This window comes from Deinococcus budaensis (genome assembly GCF_014201885.1).
In the GTDB taxonomy this organism is placed as follows: Bacteria; Deinococcota; Deinococci; order Deinococcales; family Deinococcaceae; genus Deinococcus; species Deinococcus budaensis.
The window spans coordinates 1-17,132 of sequence record NZ_JACHFN010000010.1; the positions used below are offsets into that span (position 1 = coordinate 1).

Here is a 17,132-nt window from a genome sequence, read left to right on the forward strand (position 1 = left end):
TTGAGGGGGTCGGCTCCGGGTGTTCTTCATCGCAGAAAACACCGTACAGGAGCCGACTTCTCATACCTCACCCTGACTTTTGACCCCTAGAGAGCACTAGCCTACGCCCCCTTCTTCCACTTCCCCTTGCTGCGGTTTCCCGGCTTGTTGCCCGGCGTCGCGGTGCGGGTCCGGATCTTCTCGTCGTCATAGCGCAGCATCACGGCGAGTCGGGCGCGCGAGAGGATGTGGTGCGGCTGCTTGGGCACGAAGGCGGTGACCACGTCGAGGTGGCCGTCCCGCGCATGTTCGACGACCACGTGTAGGGGGAGCGCCACCCCGCAGGCCTCGAAAAAGCCGCACACCAGCCAGCGGCGGTCCTCGGGGTAGACCGCGCGCACCCGCCCGGCGACCAGGACCTGGATGATGTCGTGTTCCAAAAAGCCCTCGGCGCGGGCGTGGCCGACCGCGTGGGGACACAGGTGGTAGTGGCCCCCGTACACGGCGTCGCGCAGCCGGGCGTGGGCGCGGGCCAGCGAGTGGTCGCTGGTGTCCACGCCCGCCAGGTCGGCCTCGCGCTGGGGGGCCACGGGCTTCAGGCGCAGGTTCTCGGGCCGGGCCGGCAGGGGCGTGGGTGCGCGGCGGGCTTCTTTCTCGGCGCGGGCGAGCTGGGCACGCAGGGTCAGCAGGTCGGTGCCCTGCGCGGCGGGGCGGCGCTGGCGGCGGTCGTCGGTGATGCTGGACGTGGCTGCTTTCGTCACGGCGGGCCTCCCATCGGATGCCCCTCCCCGGCTCTCTCTTGTGGGGGTGGGGGCAGGTACGCGGGCGCGGCTCCCCCCTTTTCCAAAAAGAAAAAGTCCCCTGCGACACGGCTTCGTGTCTCTGGGGGAAAGGAGGCGGCGTACCCTGTTCAGGGCATAGGCGGAGTGTAGCACGTGCGGGCCGGCGCGCGAGGTGACGTGCCGGGCAGACGCCGGGGCCGCCGCCTTCCTACGCTGGAGCCAGGTTTTTGCAGGTGGGGGCGCTGCTTTTTGCCTGGCCGCTTGCTTTGCCGGGCGGCGCGGCGCGGCTTTCCCCCTTCGCCTCTCTCCCGACTTCGGAGGTGCCCTTCATGATCCGCCCCATGCAAGCGACCGATGCGCCCGACGTGCTGGCCCTGCTCCACTGGATGGACGACGCCCCCGAACGCGAGGTCTTCGCGCCCGACGCCCGCGAGGCCGCTGAGTTGCAGGGCGAGTGCGAGGACCGGGTCTGCCTGGTGGCCGAGGGGGTGGACGGCGAGATTCGCGGCTACTGCGCGCTGGCCCCTTTCCGCGACGGCCTGGCGCTGGAAGGCCCGCTGGGCACCGGCGACCTGCACGGGCTGCTGGCCCGCGCGGTCGAGCGCGCCGACGGGCTGCCGATCTACGCCTTTTCGGCCCGCGACAACCTCGCCGCGCGGGCGGCGCTGGAGGCCGAGGGCTTCACGCCGATGCACACCACCGACTTTTACACGGCGCGGGTGGCGGCGCTGGCCCGCGCGGCGCGGGTGCCGGGGGACCACGCGGTCGCCGGAACGCTGGCGGCGGCGGCCTACCGCGCCCTGTACCGCGCCAGCGAGGAGAGCTGGGCGGGCCGCCTGGACTGGACCGACGCCGAGATCGAGGCCCATTTTGCCCGCGACGACGTGGAACTGGTGGTGCTCTCGCGCGGCGGGCAGCCGGTGGGCTTTGCCGAACTGGAGCTGAACGCCGAGGCCTCGCGCGCCGACCTGACCTACCTGGCGGTCCACCCCGCCGAGCGCGGGCAGGGCTACGGCCGCATCCTGCTGGCCCTGGCCGCCGCCGAGGCCGCCGCCCACCCCGAGATTCGCGACCTGCGCGCCCGCGCCCACGACCACGCCCGCGCCGCCCGCGCCCTGTACGCCCGCGCGGGCCTGACCCACTGCCGCGCGGTCGTGACCTACCTGCGCGACGACACCGAAGGCGAGGCGTAGGGGAAGCGGGGGCGAGGGAGGGCGAGCCGGGGGAGAGGGCGCGGGCGGCACAATCCCCCCCGCCCCCGCGCGTTAGCTTCGCCCCATGGGCAAACGCGACCGCTCCGGCCCCCAGTCCGCCTTCGTGACCCTGCGGGACCTGCCCGGCACCCAGCTCATGTTCTGGGTGGTGGACGCCTGTCCCTACTGCGGCGGGCGCCACGTCCACCCGGCCGGAAACCTGCGCACCGCCGACCCCGGCGAGCGGCTGGGTGAGCAGGCGGCCCCCTGCGACCCGGGCCGCACCTACGACTTGCTGCTGCCGCCCCGCCCGAAGAAAAAGAATGGCAAGACCGAGCGCCGCCGCGAGCGCCGGGCCGGAAAGGTCAGCGACTGGGACGACGAGGGTTAGGCGCCAGCAACAGCAGAGAAAAGGGCGGGCCGGAAGAGATCAATCCTTCCGGCCCGCCTTTCTCTGCTCCTCAGTGCGCGTGTTCGCCTTCCATCCCGGCGTGGTCCAGGTCGCCGGTCACGGCTGCCGGGGCGGGCAGCGGCCCAGCCCCGCGCGCGGCGAGCATGGCGGTCATCAGCCGGATCTCGCCCCCCTGGGCCGCGTCGATCTGGCGGGCCAGGGTCCGCACCTCGGGGCGCACGCCCGGCGCCAGCGCGGGTTTGACCATCGCCAGCGCGCCCTGGTGGTGGCGAATCATCAGTTGCAAAAAAAGGCGCTCGGCGTCGGCGGGGGGCAGGGTGTCCAGGCGACTGAGTTCCGCCGGGGTCGCCATGCCCATCATGCGGGCGTGCTCGGCGGTCATGCCGGGGCCGCCCCAGGGCAGGTTCCAGAGGGTCAGCCAGCCGCGCATCTGCCCGATCTGTTCTTGCTGCGAGAGCTGGATGTCCAGCGCCACGCTGCGCAGGGTGCGCTCCTCGGAGCGGTCGCGGATGCGGGTCGCCATGTCGACCGCCTGGGCGTGGTGCTGGATCATCTCGCGCACGAAGCGGACCTCCACGCTTTGCGCGCCGGGCGTGCCCAGCCGGGGCGCCAGCGCCAGCGCGGCGGCGATCAGGAGGGCGGCGGCCAGCGCCAGCACGGCGATCAATGCGGGGCGGCGGGTCATGGCCGGAGTATAGGGAGCCGGGGCGTGAGAGGAATTCAGGGCGGGCAGGCTGGCCCCCGCTAGACTGACGCCCGTGACCGGGGACGTGAACACCTCGCGCCTGCTGGGCCTCGACGCCCTGCGGGACGCGCTGCTCACGACCTGGCGCGACGTGCAGGGCGTGGCGGGCGAGTACGGCCCGAACGCCCTGCTGGCCGCCGGCCTCACCCTGCTGTACGCGCTGCTGTTCGTGGGGGTGTCGCGGGTGGCCTTCGCGCTGCTGGGCCGCCTGATTCACGTGGACGTCCACCCCATCGCGCGGCGGGTGCTGCGGACCGTGCTGCGCCTGACCTTCGCGCTGCTGGTGCTGCTGTCGATCACGGCGCTGTTCGAGCCGCTGAGCGTCTGGAGCGCGGCCATCTTCCGGGTGTACCTGCTGCTGCTGGTGCTGTACGTGGGGTGGGGCGTGATCGTGCGCTTCTTGCACGTGCAGGCCGATCACTGGGAGCTGGACGCCAGCCTGAGCGTGCTGCTGTACAACGCCGTCCGCACCGTCTGGGTGCTGCTGGGCGTGTACCTCGTCTCGGCGCAGTTCGGCATCAACCTGCTGCCCATCCTGGGCGGGCTGGGCGTGGTCGGGCTGGCGGTGGGCTTCGCGGCGCAGGACATCCTGGCCAACCTGATCAGCGGCGTGACCCTGCTGCTCGACCGGCCCTTTCGCATCGGGGACTGGATTCGCACCCAGGACCACGAGGGCCAGGTCACCCGCCTGACCCTGCGGACCACCCGCATCCGCACCCGCGACAACGAGCATGTCAGCATCCCCAACAAGGACGTGGCGGGCGCGGTCGTGGAAAACCTCAGCAAGGGCGGCACCCTGCGCGTCAGCGTGAAGGTGGGCCTCTCCTACCGCGACGACGTGGCGCAGGCCCGCGCGGCGCTGCTGCCGGTGCTGGGCAACTTTCCCGGCGTGCTGCCCGACCCCGCCCCCCAGGTTCTGGTCGAGGAGCTGGAGGAAAGCCGCGTGCGCTTGCTGCTGCGCTTCTGGGTGGACGCCCAGGGTGTGGCGGGCTATCCCGTGACCCGCATGGGGGTACTGGAGGCCGCCCGCGAGGCGCTGACGGCGGCGGGGCTGGAGGTGCCCTACCCCCAGATGCGCGTGCAGCTCGGGCCTCCCGGGGAAGAGGCGGGGCCGCGTGCGGGGGGCTGAACTGAAGGCCGAACCTGCCCCGACGGATGCAGGCATCTTGCCGACCGAGCAGGCGGGAGGAGAGACGGACACCGCGACCCCCAGGCCCCCCCGGCGCCCTTCCGGCGGGCGCGGCATGTTCTCCGGAGCCGTGCAGGGCGCCGCGCTGGGCTGCGCCTGGGCCGTCCTCGCCGCCCTGCTGGGCGAGGTGCGGGCCACCCCGGCGCTGCTGCTCGCCTTGATCGGCCTGGGGGCGGGACTGGGCGCCTCCCTGCGGACGCGCCGCGTGCTGGCCGCCGGTTCGGGACTGGCCGCCGCCCTGCTCGCCGCCGCGCTGCTCACGCCCGCCTTGCGCGCGCCCCTGGCGGCCTTGACGCTGGCGCAGCCGCCCGCCCGCGCCGACGCCATCGTGGTGCTGGGGGCCGGGGTGCAGTGCGGGACCCGCACGCTGGACACGCACAGCCTGGCGCGGCTGGTGCGCGGGCTGGAGCTGTGGCGGGCCGGGTACGCGCCCACTCTGACGGTCTCCGAACAGTCGGGCCTGCTGGGGCCTCCAGACTGCGTGAAGCTCAGCGAGGTGCAGCGCGCCCACATCCGGGCGCTGTACCCGCAGGGGGGTCCCGAGGTCCTCACCCTGCGCCGGGTCACCACCACCCGCGACGAGGCCGCCCGGGTCCGCGACCTCGCCCGCACGCGCGGCTGGACCCGCGTCCTGCTGGTCACCTCGCCCAGCCACTCGCGCCGCGCCGCCCGCCTGCTCGCGGTCACGGCGCCGGGCCTGACGGTGCTCAGCGTGCCCGCCGGGGAGACGCGGTTCGACGCCACGCTGCCGCTGCCCCACGACCGCCTCGCCGCCGCGCGGGTGCTGCTCTACGAGGGCCTGAGCCGGGTGAAGGCGGCGCTGGGGGGCACGCCGGAGAGGTGAGGGGTCAGTGGGCGGGGGCCGGTTCTTCTCCACTCACCACAAACCGCTCCCCGCCCTTCCCCTACACTGCCCCCCGATGAGCGCATCAGAAGCGGCAATCACGGTAGTCGGCGCAGGGCTGGCGGGGTCGGAGGCGGCGCTGGCGGCGGCCCGCCTGGGCGTGCGGGTGCGCCTCTTTGAGATGCGCCCCGTGAAGATGACCCCGGCGCACCGGACCGGGAACTTTGCCGAACTCGTCTGCTCGACCAGCCTCGGCGGCGAGGGCGAGATGCAGTCCAAGGGCCTCCTCCAGGCCGAACTGCGCTCGGTCGGGGGGGCCATCGTGGGCGCCGCCGATCAGAGCCGGGTTCCGGCAGGCAACGCCCTGGCCGTGGACCGCGACGAGTTCAGCGCCCGCGTGACCCGCGCCGTGCGGGGGCACCCCCTGATCGAGGTGGTCGGGGGCGAGGTCGAGGCCGTGCCTGAGGGCATCGCCGTGATCGCCTCCGGGCCGCTGACCTCGGACGCGCTCGCCGCCGACCTCGCCCGGCTCACCGGCAGCGAGAGATTGAGCTTCTACGACGCCGCCGCGCCCGTGATCGCCTTCGAGAGCATCGACCTGGACAAGGCCTGGCGGGCCGGGCGCTACGACCAGAGTGCGGACTACATCAACTGCCCCTTTACCAAAGACGAGTACCTGGCCTTTTTCGCGGCGCTGGAGCAGGCCCGGGCGCACACGCCGCACGACTGGGAGAAGCTCGAATTTTTCGAGGGCTGCATGCCCATCGAGGAGATCGCGCGCCGGGGCGTGGACACGCCGCGCTTCGGCCCGATGTCGCCCAAGGGCCTGGACGACCCGCGCACCGGGCGCTGGCCCTACGCGGTCGCCCAGCTGCGCCAGGAGGACCGGGAAGGCCGGATGTGGTCGCTGGTCGGCTTTCAGACCGGCCTGAAGTGGGGCGACCAGAAGGCGGTCGTCTCCCTGATTCCGGGGCTGGAAAACGCCGAGATCGTCCGCTACGGGGTGATGCACCGCAACACCTACCTCAACGCGCCCGAGGTGCTCGACGCCACCCTGGCCCTGCGCGCCGACCCTGCGAAGTTCGTCGCGGGCGTGCTGGCCGGGACCGAGGGCTACCTCGAATCGGCGGCGACCGGCTGGCTGGCAGGCACCAACGCCGCGCGGCTGGCCCTGGGTCTGGCGCCCCTGACCCCGCCCGCCGAGTCGATGCTGGGCGGCCTGGTGCGCTACCTCGCTTCCGCCAACCCGCAGGGCTTCCAACCTATGAACGTGAACTGGGCGCTGGTCCCCGAGCTGCCCGCGCCGGAGCCGGGGCCAAGCGGCAAGGTTCGCAAGCTGGGCAAGCGCGAGAAACGGCCGCCGATGTTCCGCCGGGGCCTGAGCGCGTTTATGGCCTGGGCGCAGGACGAGGCGGGCCTGCCGGTGACGCCGCCGGCCGTACCCGAGCACGCGGCGGACGAGGTGCCCGTCTTGCGCTGACCTCCGTACGCTGACCCCGCGCCCGTCCGGCTTCTGGAAGCGGGCCGGGTTCGGTGCGGTCCCGCCGGGCTTTTCAGCCCCTGGCCCGCGCATTCCCGTATGGTTGGGGGCGTGACAGAGCCGAGTGGGGGAGCGGGGAGCGGGGGGCGCGGGGTGCTGATCTACGGGCTGGGGCGCAGCGGGCGCGGGGTGGCCCGGTTCCTGGCCCGCGAGGGGGTGGCCGCCGAGTGGCACGACGCCCAGCCGGGGGCCGAGGACGGGGCGTTGATGGCGGAGCTGGGCTTTGCGCGCGGCGGTGTGGACGGGACCTACCGCACGGTCGTCGCGGCGCCGGGCGTGCCCATCGACCATCCCGACCTGCGGGCGCTGGCGGCGCGCGGCGCCGAGATCGTCGGTGAGGTGGTCCTGGCGGCCCGCGCGCGCCCCGGGCTGCCGCTGGTCGGGGTGACGGGGACGGCAGGCAAGGGCGGCACCACCGTCCTCATTGCCGAGTTGCTGCGGGCCTGCGGGGTCCGGGCGCTGGAGGGCGGCAACATCGACCCGCCGCTGCTCGATGTGGTGGACCGGGCCGAGGTGGCGGTGGCCGAGCTGTCGAGCTTCCAGCTGGAGCGGGTGCCGGGCCTGCGCCTGCCGGTGGCGGTGATCACCAACCTGGGCGTGGACCACCTCGACCGTCACCGCACGGTGGAGGCCTATCACGCCGCCAAGCTGAACATCACGGCGGGCCAGACGGCGGAAGACGTGCTGGTGGTCCCGGCGGGGCTGACGGTGCCCACCCGGGCGCAGGTGCGGCCCTTCCAGCCTGACCGCGTCGCCCTGGCGGACGGCCAGGAGGTGCTGCCCGCCGCCGAGCTGCCCGAAGGAATTCACCCCGCCAACGCTGCCGCCGCCGTGCTCGCCGTGGAGGCGCTGCTCTCGCGGCTGGGGCGCCCGCTGGACCCGGGCGCGCTCGCCGGGGCGCTCAGGGCCGCCCGCCCGGTCGCCGGACGCTTCGAGACGGTCGCGCGGGTGGGGGGCGTGCGCTTCGTGGACGACTCCATCGCCACCCGGACCCTGGCGGTCGAGGCGGCGCTGACCCGCTCGGTGGCCCCGGTCGCCTGGCTGGTCGGCGGGCGCGACAAGGGGGCCGACCTCGCCCCCTTGCGTGAGGCCGCGCGGGGCCGGGTGACCCGCGTGATCGCTTTCGGGGAGGACGGCGAGGCGCTCGCGCGGGGCCTGGAGCTGCCGTATGCGACGGTAACGGGCGCCGACCCCGACGCGGTGATGCACGCTGCCGCCTGCGCCGGGCTGGAGGCGCTGGGCGGCCCCGGCGGCGCGGGCACGGTGCTGCTGGCCCCCATCGGCACGAGCTTCGACCTGTTCCGCGACTACCGGGCGCGCGGCGAGAGCTTTGCCCGCGCGGCCCGCGCGCTGGCGGCGCCGCCCCTCGCCGGGCAGCCCGCTCCGGAGGTGAAGGTATGAGCCTGCAACTCGTCATCGCGCAGGTGCTGCTGCTCACGCTGGGGCTGATCGGGGTCGCCACCGCCGCGCCGGAAAAGATCCTGGACCACGGCAGCAAGGCGCTGCTGGCGCTGCTGGTGACCTTTCTGGTGGCCCGGCTGCGGCCCAAAGCCTTTTTGAAAATTGCGCCGTACTTCTGGGGCCTCACGCTGGCGCTGCTGGTGCTGACCCTCTTTATCGGGCAGGGGGCGGCGGGCAGCGAGGGGGTCAAGCGCTGGCTGGAATTCGGCCCGCTGCGCTTTCAGCCGTCCGAACTCGCCAAGCTGGGGCTGGTGCTGCAACTGGCGTCCTTTTTCTCGCGCCGGGGCGTGCAGCATAAATTGATCAGCGCCACCGGGATGATCGTGGTCACGACCGGGCTGATCCTGCTCGAACCCGACCTGGGCACCTCGGTGCTGACCTTCGGGCTGGGCCTGATCCTGATGTACGCCGCAGGGGTCCGCATCACCAACATCAGCGGCTTTCTGCTCGCGCTGGGATTGATCGCCATTCCCTTCGTGGGCCGCTACCTGGAGACCCACAGCTACATTCTCGAACGCTTTTTCGGGCACGTGAACCGGGGCGAGACCCTGGAGGTGGGCCTCGACCAGATCGGCATGGCGCACCGCGACCTGAATTTCGGCGGGCTGTGGGGCCAGGGTCCCGACGGCCCGCGCTACCAGTACTTCGCGGCGCACACCGACATGATCGTGGCGTCGGTGGGCTTCTCGACCGGGCTGCTGGGCGTCGCCATGCTGCTGTTTGCCTACTGGCTGATCGTGTCCACCGCCCTTCAGGTCTCGCAGCTCGCCACCCGCGTGCGGCCCATGACCGCCGAGATTCACGGCGCGACCATCCTGGCGACCGGCGCGATGTTCATGGTCGTCGGGCAGGCCTTTGTCAACCTCGCCGTGGCGGCGGGCCTCTTTCCGGTGACCGGCGTGCCGCTGCCCCTGGTGAGCTACGGCTTTTCCTCCATGCTCACCATGAGTCTGGCCCTGGGCGTCATCCACAGCGCCATGCGCGAGGTGCGCTCCCAGCTTCCCGCCGGGGAGGCGGCGCCCGACCTGATGCCGGTTTCCGGCCGGGTGGCGACCGACTGACCCGCCCCTCCCCTCACCCTGGCCCCGGCGAACGCGCGCCGGGGCCAGGACTTTTGGCGCGGCCTTTACCTCTCCGGGTCTTACCTCTCCGGGTACAGCCAGCGCCGCCACCAGCGCGAGAGCAGCGGCAACACCGGCCAGTTCAGAAAGATGGTGGCGGGAATGACCGTGGACAGGATCGCCAGATACCAGGGCCACTCCCGCGTGAACGGCCCGAACAGCAGGCTGAACACCAGAATCAGCGGATAGACGCCGACCACCCCGACCACCACGTTTTTCCAGAAGGGCGGCGCGGGGGCCGCGCGGGTGGGGCGGTCGAACCACGCTTCGAGGCCCGCCGCCTCCCGGTAATCCACCTCGGCCGCCGTGAACTCGGGCAGCCGGGCCAGCGCCGAGGCGTACTCGGGCGAGGCGCGCCAGCGGGCCAGGGCTTCCGGCGACGCGAAACGCAGCAGCGTCACGTATTCCGGCCCGCCCGCGCTCTCGCCGCGCAGCACGTGCACCCCCACGAAACCCGGCTGCCGCGCCAGCGTGGCGTGCAGCTCGCGCGCCCAGGCCTCGTACTGCGGGACCCTTGAGCGCCGCACGAGTTCGGTGACCACCAGCGTGGTGCCGTCCGGGGGCGTGGGGGGGGCAGGAGCGGGGGAGAGGTCCGTCATGGAGCGGACACTGTAGCGCGGCGGGCCGGGAGGAGAAAACCGGCCGCCGGGTGCGCGCTGCCCCCGGAAACGTGACGGAGAGCCGGGGGGGTCGGCCTTCTTCCCCCCGGCTCTCCGCTCCAGCGTTCAGGCGCTCAGCTGCTGTGCAGCACGTTCATGATGTCGCCGTCCGCCATGACGTACTCCTTGCCCTCGGTGCGGACCCAGCCCTTGGCCTTGGCGGCGGCCCAGCCTCCGGCCTCGACCATCTTCTGCCACTCGATCACTTCGGCGCGGATAAAGCCCCGTTCGAGGTCCGAGTGGATCTCCCCGGCGGCCTCGGGCGCCTTCTCGCCCCGGCGGATGGTCCAGGCACGGACCTCCTTCTCGCCCGAGGTGATGAAGGTGATCAGCCCCAGCGTCTCGTACCCGACCTTGACCAGCTGGTCGAGGCCGCTTTCCTGCACGCCGAGGTCCGCGAGAAATTCGCGCGCCTCGTCTTCGGGCATCTCGGCAAGTTCGCCCTCGATCTGGGCGCTGATCTTGACGACCTGCGCGCCCTCCTGCGCGGCGTACTCGCGCACCCGGCGCACGAACTCGTTGTCCTCTTGCAAGTCGTCCTCGCCCACGTTCGCCACGTAGATCACGGGCTTGGTGGTGATCAGGCCGAAATCCTTGGGGATAGGGGCCGCGTAGCTTCCGGCGCGGGCGGGTTTGCCCTCGCCCAGCACGGCCAGCAGCTGCTCGGCCAGTTCGGCCTGCTCGCGGGCGTCCTTGTCGCCGCCCTTGGCCTTTTTCTGGAGGTTGGTGAGACGCTTTTCCAGCCCGGCGAGGTCGGCCAGGATCAGCTCGGTGTTGATCGTCTCGATGTCGTCCAGGGGGTCCACCTGCCCGGCCACGTGAACCACGTTGGGGTCCTCGAAGCACCGCACGACGTGGGCGATGGCGTCCACCTCGCGGATGTTGGCGAGAAACTGGTTGCCCAGGCCCTCACCCTGCGAGGCGCCCTTGACCAGCCCGGCGATGTCCACGAACTCGACGAAGGTGGGGATGATCGGCGGCACCCGCTCGCCCTTGGTAAAGACCCTGGCCAGGGCCGTGAGGCGCTCGTCGGGCACCGTGACCCGCCCCACGTTGGGTTCGATGGTGGCGAAAGGATAGTTCGCGGCGAGCGCCCCCGCGCGCGTGATGGCGTTGAACAGCGTGCTTTTTCCGACGTTGGGCAAGCCAACGATTCCAATTCCCAGGCCCATACTCCACCTCTTTCCGCGCTCGGCTTCCGGTGCGGCGCGGCAACTCCGCCAGTGTACGGGATGGGGGGGAGGGAGGCGCGGGTGGGTGCCTCCGGAACAAGCAGCCCCAGCGAGGTCAAAGCCCACCCTGAGGAGTTTCAATCCCCACCCGAAGGCAGGCTGCAACCTTGATGCTGCCCAGCCGTATGCCCGAGCGCCGCAGGTTTCAATCCCCAGCCCACCCGAAGGCAGGCTGCAACTCTGCGGCCTGATGAGGCGTGGGGACTGGAGGAGGTTTCAATCCCCAGCCCACCCGAAGGCAGGCTGCAACGGGCGAAGCCTGTCAAAAGTCCGGGCCAGGGTCGTGTTTCAATCCCCAGCCCACCCGAAGGCAGGCTGCAACGGTAGTGTGCTTGTTTCGCGTGTGGCACGCAACCTGATGGCCGCGAGGCGCGAACCCACTCGCTGACGGGGGCGCGGCCCTCACCACCTGCGGCCTCGCCTCAAGGCTTTTGCCGCGCAAAACAGCCTTTGGCGCCTCGCGCGGATCGCCCGGCGAAGTTCAGGTCGCCGGGCCTTCGCGCACGTTCCCGACGCCGACATGAGGTGTCGGGCTGGCCCCCCATGCTCCGGCCCAGAACGCGGCGGTCGCGTTCACAGCGTCCCAGGGCGGATTTTTCCGTGCCTGGCATGGAGGGTGCGATGGGCAAATGGGTGTTGCTGGTGCTGCTGATCCTGGGTGCAGGATGGCCCCCGACCCCGGGGGCACTGGCCGGGGGATCCGGGGAAGAACGTCCGCTCAACGAGGTGATCTGGCCCGTCGGTGGCTAGGCGGCGCGGCCCCAGGCGGCCTCTCGCCGCGCCGGCTTCTACAATCGGGGGGTGAAGGCCGACAACCACCGCGCCGGGTGCAGGTCCGGGCCTCCGCAACGCCAGGAGGCAGGCCCGCGCCCCGGCACTGCGGCGCCCACCGTCCCCAGGCCCGATGTGCAGGGACGTGCGCCGTGAGAACGCCGGAGCTGGCCGCGCACCTTCAGAGCCTGCTGGCTGCGGGGGCGTGGGAAGCCGCGCGGCTGCACCTGCAAGCCGGGGCGCAGGCGGTCCGGTCGCGTTCGGACGGGACGTTGCTGGGCCGGGTGGCGTGGGAGGTGCCGACCCGGTTGTGGACCGAACCTGGCTGGGCGCGGGCGCTGGCCTGGGCGGCCTACCGCGCGGCGGACCTGCCGCTGCTCAGGGCGGTGCTGGCAAGTCAACCGGAGGGCCTGGAAGCGTTCCGGGCCTTTCTCGCCTGCACCGAGGGCCGCCCGGCCGAGGCGCTGCCGTGGGCGCAGGCGGGGATGCAGGGGCCAGACCCGGCGGTCGCGGCGCGGTACCGGGCGCAGGCCCTGCTGCGCAGCGGGGCGCCCGGCTGGCACGAGGCCTACGCCGCCGCGCTTCAGGCGGCCCGGGGGCGCGACCGGGCGCTGGTTCAGCTCGACTACGCGGTGGCCCTGACCTCGGTGAGTGACGACGTGGCGGCCCGGCCGGAATTCGCAGCGGCGGCGGCCGAACTGGGGGGCGACCTGTGGGGGGCGGCCTTTGCGTGGTCGAGTCTGGGCATCGTGTGCCTGCGGCTGGGCGACCTGGCCGGGGCAGAGCGGGCGCTCGCGCGGGCGCAGGTGGCCGCCCGCAAGGAGACGACCGGGCAGCATCTCGTCGCCGTGCAGCTGGGCCTGGGCGGGGTCTACCGGGGCCACGGCGAGTATCCGCGTGCTCGCCACGCCTTTCAGGAGGCCGCGCGCCTCGCGGTCCGCGCCGAGGACCGGGTGGTCGCCCTCACCGGGGAGGCGCGGACCCTGGCGCTGTGGGGCCGGGTGGACGAGGCCCTGGCCGTGATGTACGACGCGGCGGGGCAGGCGGGGGCGCTGGAGCCGGGCGGTCCTCCCCACCGCCTCTTCGTGGAGGTGGCCGCGCTGCGCGCCCTGCTGGGCGACCCGGTGGGCGCGCGGGAGGCGCTGGCCCGGGCCGGAGCGCTGCGGCAAGACGACCATCTGCTGGCCGAGGTGGTGCGCGCCGAGCTGCTGCGCCGCGAGGGGCAGGAGGCCAGGGCACGCGCCGCGCTGGAAGCCCTGGCCCCCAGGCCCCTCTGGGCGCAGGAACACGCGCGGCTCTTTCCGGCGCTGCTGGGCTTGATCGGTGTGCAGGCGCCGCAGTTGCCCGCCTGGGAGGCCGTGGTCAGCACCGACGGCCCGGTCAGCGTCACCATGCACGGCCAGCCCTTGCCCCTGCGCCCGTCGAGGCCCGAGGCCGCCCTGCTGGCCCTGCTGGTCAGCCAGGGCGGCCACCTGGGCCGCGAGCGCCTGCAAGACGCCCTGGACCTACCCGGCCAGAGCGAGAACGCCCGGCGCAAGGAACTCAGCCGCGCCGTCGCCTCGCTGCGCGCGGTGCTGGGCTGGCCGCAGGCCGTGCAGGCGACCGGCAATACGGTCAGCCTCTCGCCCGACCTGCGCTGGACCCACCGCCCGCCGCCCCCGGAGCGGGCCGACCTCTTTTGCGAGGGCCGTTTCGACCCCTGGGTCCACGACTGGCGCCTTGAGCGAACAGCACTCACCGGATCTCTCTAGTTGGCGCGCGCGCCAGATACCGCGACAAGGGCGCGACACCCGGGTTTCATCATGCGGACATGGCATCCACGGAGCTTCATCAGGTCGAGCGTCTTTTCCGGGTCGCGGGGCTGCTGCGCGAGGGGCACCTCACGGTCCGCGATCTGGCCGGGCGGCTGTTTCCGCAGGCCAGCGTCGGCGGCGAGGGCTGGCCCGGCATCGAGCGCGCCTTGCAGCGCGACCTGCTGATGCTGGAGCGGCTGGAACCGCAGGATTTCCGTCGCCTGCCGGGCAGGCCGCCGCGCTACACGCTGGACACCCACCGCACCACGCTGCATCCGGTGAGCCTGCTCGCGCTGCACGCGGCGGCCCGGCTGCTGTACCACCGCGCCCCCGGCAACCGGCTGCATCACCAGGAGGCCCTGCGCCAGCTTACCGGCTGGCTGCCCGGGCGCGTGCAGGAGGTCGCCCGGCGCGGCATGGAGGACATCGGCAAGCGCCGCAGCCGCGAGAGCCTCAACCTCGAACACGTGGGCAGCGCGTGGGCGGGCGGGCACCCCCTGCGCTTCGAGTACCGCAAGCCGGGCGGCAGCGGCAGGCTGCGGACCAACATCGTGGAGACGTACCTGATCGAGGCGCACCCGGTCAACCTCGACCTGTACGTGATCGGTCTGGAAACCACGTACCACCGGGCAGTGCGGACCTTCAAGCTCTCGCGGATGCAGAACCTGCATGTCCTGCGGGGCGAGAATTACACGGTTCCCGCCTCCTTTGTCCCGGGCGACTTCTTGAACCTGGCCTGGGGCGTGGTGGGCGCCCAGGGCAACGCCACCATGACCGTCCACCTGCGCTTTCGCCACGACGCGGCCTACCGCATCCTGGAGGGCGGCTACGCGCACCTCAGCGAGCCGTACCTCAACCCCGACGGCACCATCGACACGACCGTCCAGGCCCCGGTGGACGCGACTGGCCTGCCGCGTGAACTGCTGCCCTGGATTCTGGGCTGGGGACCGCGCGTGCAGGTGCTGGGTCCCCCCGAGTTGCGCGAGCACTGGCGAAGCGAACTGCGCGCCGCTGCCGAGGGCGCCGAGACCGAGCCGGTCCAGTTCCCAGCGGGGGGAGCGGCGTGACCTCCCCGGTGCCCGTCTATATGGGCCATAGCCCCAGCGCCCAGAACCCGGAGTGGCAGACGCTCAAAGCCCATGTGGACGGCGTGACCGCGCGCCTGACCCACCACGTCCGGTACCTGAACGTGCCCGGCGTGACGGTCTATGCCCGGCTCACGGGTCTGCTGCACGACCTGGGCAAGTACCGCCTGGACTTCCAGCATCACCGCCTGGGGTGGAATCCCGAGGCGGGCAGGCCGCAGGAGTACGCCGAAAAGGCCGTGCCTCACAGCGACGCGGGGGCGAAGTTCATGCAGGGCCTGCTGGAGATGGACCGGGAGACGGCGAGCGAGTTGCCCTTCGTGATCGCCAACCACCACGGACGCCTGCGGGACGTGGACGCGCTGTCTGCCCGTCTGGGCGAAAGTGACCCCGCCGAGGTGGACGCCCTGGTCGACCTCGCCGTGCAGGACTGCCCCGAGCTGGGCGAGCTGTTGCAGGCCGAGCTGCCCGACCTCCCCCTGGAAGGCACCGAACGCGCTTTCCTCATCCGGCTCCTGCTGGGGGCGCTGGTGGACGCCGACCGCCTGGACACCGAGGAACACGGCAGCCCCGATAAGGCAGCTCTCCGCAAAGCCCACGAGGCCGAGCAGGACGAGATGGGAACGCTGCTCGCCCGCCTGGAAGCCCAGCAGGCCCGCTTCGCCGCCCAGGACGCGCGGGACCCGCAGCCGATCAACGCCCTGCGCCGGGAGATGTATACCCAGGCACTGGAAGCGGCGAGCCTGCCCCCCGGCTTTTTCCGGCTCACGCTGCCGACCGGGGGCGGCAAGACGCTGACCTCGCTGGCCTTCGGGCTGGGGCACGCGCAGACGCATGGCCTGCGGCGCGTGATCTACGCCGTGCCCTTCACCACCATCATCGACCAGACGGCGCGCGTCTTCCGGAGCGTGCTGGAGCGGGAAGGCGAGTTTAAGGTGCTGGAGCACCACAGCAACCTGGAAGTCAGGGAGCGGCCCGAGGGGCAGGAAAAGCAGACCAGCGCCCCCGACCTCGCCACCGAGAACTGGGACGCGCCCGTGGTCGTCACGACCACCGTGCGTCTCTTTCAGGAGACGCTGTTCGGCACCCGCACCGCGCAGTTGCGGCGGCTGCACAACGTCTCGGGCAGCGTGATCGTGCTGGACGAGGCCCAGAGTCTCCCCGCCCACCTGCTGACCCCCACGCTGGACGCCCTGAGCTTCCTGGTGCGGTACGCCGGATGCAGCGTCGTCCTGTGTACCGCCACCCAGCCCGCGCTGGACGAACGGCTGGGCTTTCCGGCCCTGCGGGGCGTGCGTGACCTCGTGCCGGGCGCGGCCCGCTATTTCGACGCCCTGCGCCGGGTGGAGTACGAGTTCCGTATCGCCGAGCCGACCCCCTGGCCCGCGCTGGCCGACGAACTGGGCACCCACGCTCAGGTCCTGTGCATCGTGAATACCCGTCAGCACGCCCACGACCTGTATGCCCTGCTGGGAGACGACCCCGCGGCCCATCCCGACGAACACTTTCACCTCTCGACCAACATGCCGCCCGCGCACCGGGGGCGCGAGCTGGCCACCATCCGCGAGCGCCTGAGCGCGGGGCTGCCCTGCCGGGTGGTGAGCACCCAACTGATCGAGGCGGGCATCGACGTGGATTTCCCGCGCGTCTACCGGGCGTTCGGGCCGCTGGAAGCCATCGTGCAGGCGGCGGGCCGCTGTAACCGCGAGGGAAAGCTGGACAGCGGGCAGGTCGTCGTCTTTCTCCCCGAGGACCACAAGTTGCCCCGGGGCGACTATCAGGTGAGGGAGAGGCTGGCCCTCACAGTCGTTGAGGAAGGCGAGAACCTTCACGACCCGAACATCTTTACCTCTTACTTTCACCAGGTTTACAGGCACGTGAAAAGTGCTCCCGAGATCGAGATTCAGGAACCGGGCCGCACCGTCCGAATCCCCTTTCAAACCGCCCACGAACGCCTGGATTTCGAGCGGGTTGCGCAGGCTTACCGCATGATCGCGGACGACACCGTGCCGGTGGTGGTGCGTGGATATGAGTCAGAAAAAGTAAATAGGCTGCTTGCCACCATCAGGGACAGCCGCAGCAAGGGGGAACGTCTTGAAGCCTGGAGGCGGCTTCAGCAGTACACCGTCAACATCTATGCCCATCAGGCCAAAGCCCTGTCGTCGTTTCTGACTCCTGTTCCTGAGCTGGTTGAGCGTGCCCGGCGGCTGGAGGTGGAGCCGCCCGTCATCTACCAGTGGCCGACCACCGCCCTGTACCACGACAAGCTCGGCCTCGTCGCCGGGTTCAGCGACGACGCTTTCACGTCCTTCTGACGAGTTTTCTG

The 17,132-nt window shown here is 71.9% G+C and carries 14 protein-coding genes; 10 read left to right on the forward strand and 4 right to left on the reverse strand.

Annotation, left to right across the window (positions count from 1 at the left end; all coding sequences use genetic code 11):
- Positions 1-101: 101 nt before the first annotated feature.
- Positions 102-740 carry a DUF4258 domain-containing protein gene (locus tag HNQ09_RS12930; protein ID WP_184030015.1) on the reverse strand — a complete coding sequence of 213 codons (639 nt, stop codon included), beginning with the start codon at positions 738-740 and terminating at the stop codon, positions 102-104.
- 362 nt (positions 741-1,102) lie between these two features.
- Between HNQ09_RS12930 and HNQ09_RS12935 the strand changes: the two genes are divergently transcribed.
- Both HNQ09_RS12935 and HNQ09_RS12940 read left to right on the forward strand, forming a co-directional pair.
- Complete coding sequence (locus tag HNQ09_RS12935; protein WP_246363349.1) at positions 1,103-1,954, forward strand: GNAT family N-acetyltransferase; 852 nt, start codon at positions 1,103-1,105, stop codon at positions 1,952-1,954.
- Positions 1,955-2,039: 85 nt separating this feature from the next.
- Complete coding sequence (locus HNQ09_RS12940) at positions 2,040-2,345, forward strand: hypothetical protein (protein ID WP_184030019.1); 306 nt, start codon at positions 2,040-2,042, stop codon at positions 2,343-2,345.
- Positions 2,346-2,415: 70 nt separating this feature from the next.
- Here the strand turns inward: HNQ09_RS12940 and HNQ09_RS12945 are convergent, their stop codons facing one another.
- Positions 2,416-3,051 carry a DUF305 domain-containing protein gene (locus HNQ09_RS12945; RefSeq protein ID WP_184030022.1) on the reverse strand — a complete coding sequence of 212 codons (636 nt, stop codon included), beginning with the start codon at positions 3,049-3,051 and terminating at the stop codon, positions 2,416-2,418.
- Positions 3,052-3,124: 73 nt separating this feature from the next.
- Between HNQ09_RS12945 and HNQ09_RS12950 the strand changes: the two genes are divergently transcribed.
- From HNQ09_RS12950 to HNQ09_RS12970, 5 genes are all read left to right on the forward strand, one after another.
- The gene (locus tag HNQ09_RS12950; protein WP_184030024.1) at positions 3,125-4,240 is read left to right on the forward strand and encodes a mechanosensitive ion channel domain-containing protein; all 1,116 of its coding nucleotides are present in this window, start codon (positions 3,125-3,127) and stop codon (positions 4,238-4,240) included.
- A 115-nt stretch (positions 4,241-4,355) separates the two neighbouring features.
- Positions 4,356-5,144, forward strand: coding sequence for a YdcF family protein (locus tag HNQ09_RS12955; protein ID WP_184030027.1), 789 nt, complete (start codon positions 4,356-4,358; stop codon positions 5,142-5,144).
- Between the two features lie 76 nt (positions 5,145-5,220).
- Positions 5,221-6,624, forward strand: coding sequence for a methylenetetrahydrofolate--tRNA-(uracil(54)-C(5))-methyltransferase (FADH(2)-oxidizing) TrmFO (gene trmFO / locus HNQ09_RS12960; RefSeq protein WP_184030029.1), 1,404 nt, complete (start codon positions 5,221-5,223; stop codon positions 6,622-6,624).
- A gap of 111 nt (positions 6,625-6,735) precedes the next feature.
- Positions 6,736-8,085 (forward strand): UDP-N-acetylmuramoyl-L-alanine--D-glutamate ligase, encoded by a 1,350-nt coding sequence (gene murD / locus HNQ09_RS12965; RefSeq protein WP_343057798.1) that lies wholly within the window; start codon positions 6,736-6,738, stop codon positions 8,083-8,085.
- A complete protein-coding gene (locus HNQ09_RS12970) occupies positions 8,082-9,206 on the forward strand; it encodes an FtsW/RodA/SpoVE family cell cycle protein (RefSeq protein WP_184030033.1) in 1,125 nt (374 codons plus the stop codon). The genes murD and HNQ09_RS12970 overlap by 4 nt, the downstream gene beginning before the upstream one ends.
- Positions 9,207-9,286: 80 nt before the next feature.
- Here the strand turns inward: HNQ09_RS12970 and HNQ09_RS12975 are convergent, their stop codons facing one another.
- Positions 9,287-9,865 carry an antibiotic biosynthesis monooxygenase gene (locus HNQ09_RS12975; protein ID WP_184030035.1) on the reverse strand — a complete coding sequence of 193 codons (579 nt, stop codon included), beginning with the start codon at positions 9,863-9,865 and terminating at the stop codon, positions 9,287-9,289.
- Between the two features lie 134 nt (positions 9,866-9,999).
- On the reverse strand, positions 10,000-11,097 hold the full coding sequence (gene ychF / locus HNQ09_RS12980; RefSeq protein ID WP_184030037.1) for a redox-regulated ATPase YchF: 1,098 nt from the start codon (positions 11,095-11,097) through the stop codon (positions 10,000-10,002).
- A gap of 983 nt (positions 11,098-12,080) precedes the next feature.
- On the opposite strand from ychF, the gene HNQ09_RS18955 reads away from it, so the two are divergent.
- Genes HNQ09_RS18955 through HNQ09_RS12995 form a run of 3 tightly spaced genes read left to right on the forward strand, consistent with a single transcriptional unit; the run spans position 12,081 to position 17,121 of the window.
- Positions 12,081-13,679: a tetratricopeptide repeat protein gene (locus HNQ09_RS18955; RefSeq protein WP_184030039.1), complete on the forward strand. Its 1,599-nt coding sequence runs from the start codon at positions 12,081-12,083 to the stop codon at positions 13,677-13,679.
- A 59-nt stretch (positions 13,680-13,738) separates the two neighbouring features.
- Positions 13,739-14,788 (forward strand): helix-turn-helix transcriptional regulator, encoded by a 1,050-nt coding sequence (locus HNQ09_RS12990; protein WP_184030041.1) that lies wholly within the window; start codon positions 13,739-13,741, stop codon positions 14,786-14,788.
- The gene (locus HNQ09_RS12995) at positions 14,785-17,121 is read left to right on the forward strand and encodes a CRISPR-associated endonuclease Cas3'' (protein ID WP_184030043.1); all 2,337 of its coding nucleotides are present in this window, start codon (positions 14,785-14,787) and stop codon (positions 17,119-17,121) included. The genes HNQ09_RS12990 and HNQ09_RS12995 overlap by 4 nt, the downstream gene beginning before the upstream one ends.
- Positions 17,122-17,132: the final 11 nt, after the last annotated feature.